The organism is Bradyrhizobium sp. (genome assembly GCF_049581145.1).
Classification (GTDB): Bacteria; Pseudomonadota; Alphaproteobacteria; order Rhizobiales; family Xanthobacteraceae; genus Bradyrhizobium.
Map to the genome: position 1 here is coordinate 1 of NZ_JBAURI010000146.1, position 2,863 is coordinate 2,863.

General features: G+C 63.6%; 3 protein-coding genes and 1 pseudogene. 3 read left to right on the forward strand and 1 reads right to left on the reverse strand.

What is annotated here, in order from left to right:
- A pseudogene (locus WCB02_RS04800) lies at nt 1-180 on the forward strand (esterase); the annotation flags it as partial.
- Between the two features lie 144 nt (nt 181-324).
- On the forward strand, nt 325-771 hold the full coding sequence (locus WCB02_RS04805; protein WP_423956692.1) for a nuclear transport factor 2 family protein: 447 nt from the start codon (nt 325-327) through the stop codon (nt 769-771).
- Between the two features lie 131 nt (nt 772-902).
- Here the strand turns inward: WCB02_RS04805 and WCB02_RS04810 are convergent, their stop codons facing one another.
- Nucleotides 903-1,055, reverse strand: a complete 153-nt coding sequence (locus tag WCB02_RS04810) for a hypothetical protein (RefSeq protein WP_423956693.1) — start codon at nt 1,053-1,055, stop codon at nt 903-905.
- Nucleotides 1,056-1,243: 188 nt separating this feature from the next.
- On the opposite strand from WCB02_RS04810, the gene WCB02_RS04815 reads away from it, so the two are divergent.
- The gene (locus tag WCB02_RS04815) at nt 1,244-2,611 is read left to right on the forward strand and encodes a winged helix-turn-helix domain-containing protein (protein ID WP_423956694.1); all 1,368 of its coding nucleotides are present in this window, start codon (nt 1,244-1,246) and stop codon (nt 2,609-2,611) included.
- Nucleotides 2,612-2,863 lie beyond the last annotated feature (252 nt).

Consider the following 2,863-nt stretch of genomic DNA (forward strand, 5'->3'; position numbering starts at 1 on the left):
GCCTATACCCGCACGATCCTCATCGACTCGCGCGGGCAGGGAATCCTCGAGCATTGGAACATCCACGGAGCCGGGCACGCATGGTCGGGAGGCAGCCCGGCGGGTTCCTACACGGATCCGCGAGGGCCGGACGCAACCAGGGAGATGCTGCGGTTCTTCCTCGAACACTCGCTGCCGTAGCGTCCCAAACTCCAAATTGATGGGTATCGCTTCGCGCCACCCATCCTGGCGCAGGTCAAGGTCAATCTTCCGTCGCACCTCGATGTGTGCCATGGCTTCAAGCCGTCGCCGATTGAGCTTTGTATCGTCCGGCGGAGTGGCGACATGTTGGGGTGGTGGATGTCAAACAGCAAGTATCCCGCCTGCGAAGCTCTCGATCCTTGCTTCGAAGTGATGATGAAGGGTCTGTCGAACCATGTTGATGGCGAGCATTATTTCGACACTCTCGCCGACGATGTGGTGTTCGAGTTCCAATATGAATTTCCGGGATGGCCACGCGTGACGCGTGGCCGTGACGCTCTCATCTCCCTCTATTCCGGGTACGGACGCAACATCCGGCTCGACCGAGGGGATGCGCTGCTCGTGCATCCATCCGACGACGGACGGGTGGTGACGCTCGAATATGAAGTGCACGGGAAAGTCCTCGCCAGCGATGTGCCCTACGACAACAGGTTCGTCTCGATTGCGACGATCGAGAATCGAAAGATCGTGCGCTGGCGCGATTACATGGATTCACTGGCGGCGTGGACGGCGCTGAGCAAGTCTGGGTGAGCCCAGCGCTCCATCTGTCGCAACGCCGGCCGGAACCCTCGGCGCGCCGGTCGGGCTGGCTGGTTTGCCCAACGGCAATCGCCACTATCGCGCGACGCTTGTTTGGCGTGCGGGGACCACTGAAAACGCCCTCAGAAGAAGGCGACGCCAAGGTCCAGCCCATAGGCCATGCTCACAAGAGACAGCAGCAGGCCGACCCCGCAAAACAAAGCGATCAGTTTCAACGTGTCGAATTCGCCGGTTGATTGGAAGGCGCGCGACAACGCGTGGGCAATGGCGGTCATGGTAACTCCTGATTCTCGATCGAAGAGGCGGCGCTGGCACTCGGCCCGGCCGCGCCGCGCAGCCGAGCCTGCCCCACGCACCGGCGCCGCGCCTTCAGGACACCTTATTTTTTGCTTATGGAACGCATTATTTCTGTTTCACGGGGCGCGAAACACTGGATGACCGTTGAGGGACGGGAGTCTCTGAATTGCTTTATGTTTTTGATAAGTACGCGCTCGATCCCGGCCGGCGCGAGCTGCGCTGCGGCGCAACATTGGTCGCCATGGAGCCCCAGGCCTTCGACCTTCTGCTGCACCTGGTCCGTCACCGCGAGCAGGTCGTCAGCCGGGACGAGTTGATCGAACAGATCTGGGGCGGCCGCATCGTGTCCGAATCGGCGCTCAGCACGCGCATCAATGCCGTGCGCAGCGCGATCGGTGACAGCGGAAGCGAGCAGCGCCTGATCAAGACCCTGCCGCGCAAGGGTGTACGTTTCGTCGGCCAGGTGCGGGAGGAACGGGCGTCGACCGAGCCGCCGGCCGGCGGTCCAAGGCAACACGGCACCTCCGAATCCGTCGACATGCACGAGGTCGATGGGGCGTCGCCTGCGTCGCCAGTACCGGCCGCGGCAACGATCGATGGCCATTGGCCAGCGCCAGCACGGGTCGTGCCGAAACCGGTCGAGCCGCGCCGCAGCGCGGTCCGGCGCCCGGCCTTGGCGGCCGTCGCGGCAATCGGCCTTTCAGGTTTCGCGGCTCTGACGTGGAACCATCTCGTGCGATCGGCACACTCCGAACGGACCAGAGCCAATGTCGAGACCGCGGCGAAGCTCAATCACATCTCCGAGCAGATCAACATGGTCTCGCGCGAGGATTATGAGGCCGCCCGCGCGCTCGAGCAATGGGCGGTGGACCTCGACCCGCATAACGCTGCGGCCCTGGCGCGTTTGACCTTTGCCATCGTGACCGGCGTGCTCAATCATTGGTCCGGCGATGTGATCGGCGACCTTCACGCGGCGGATCTGTCGCTGCAGGACGCCGTCCGTCTTGCGCCGGACAGCATGATCGTGCGCGGCGCCCAATGTCACATCCTGCGCGCGATGCGACAGTTCGAGGCCGGCATCAGATCATGCAGCGAAGCGGCGCGGAGCTTTCCGAACTACCCGTTTCTGCACAAGGAGATCGGCTATAACAGGCTCATGCTGGGGCAGCTCGACGAGGCCATGGCCGAATTCCTCGAAGCCGATCGCATATCGCCGGAATCCCGCATGCGCTGGAGCTGGAATCAGGGAATCGGCCTGATCTACCTGATGCAGGGGCAGGATCAGAAGGCGATCGACCTGTTGTCGCGCGCGGCGCTCGAGGCGCCCAATGCGGGTCACCCTGCAGCCTATCTGGCTTCGGCCTATGCTCTGGCCGGCCGGGAGCAGGAAGCGCGCGAGGCGCTGGACCATTACATGAAGCTGTGGCCGAACACGGCCTTGAACAATTTCGGGCCGATGGTCGGCACGGCCGCATTCAACAGCAAGATGGAGAGAGTGCTGGCAGGCCTGCGGTTGGCAGGTCTGCCGGAGTGACGCGGCGAGACGGCACGCGCCAATAGTCGCGCCGGAGCGATGGCTCGTGCCGTCGCGATCGTGGGCGTGAGACCTGACAGCGCCTACGGTTTCTCCGTCGGAGCCGCGCCGGCCGGCAGCACGTCAGCGCCGGGATCGGACCTGGCATCGGACCCGGCATCGGACACGGCATCAGACTTGGCATCCATGTCCGATGCCGTGATCGGCTGATCGACGACGAACAGATAGCAGCCCGCCGAGAGCGTCCCGATC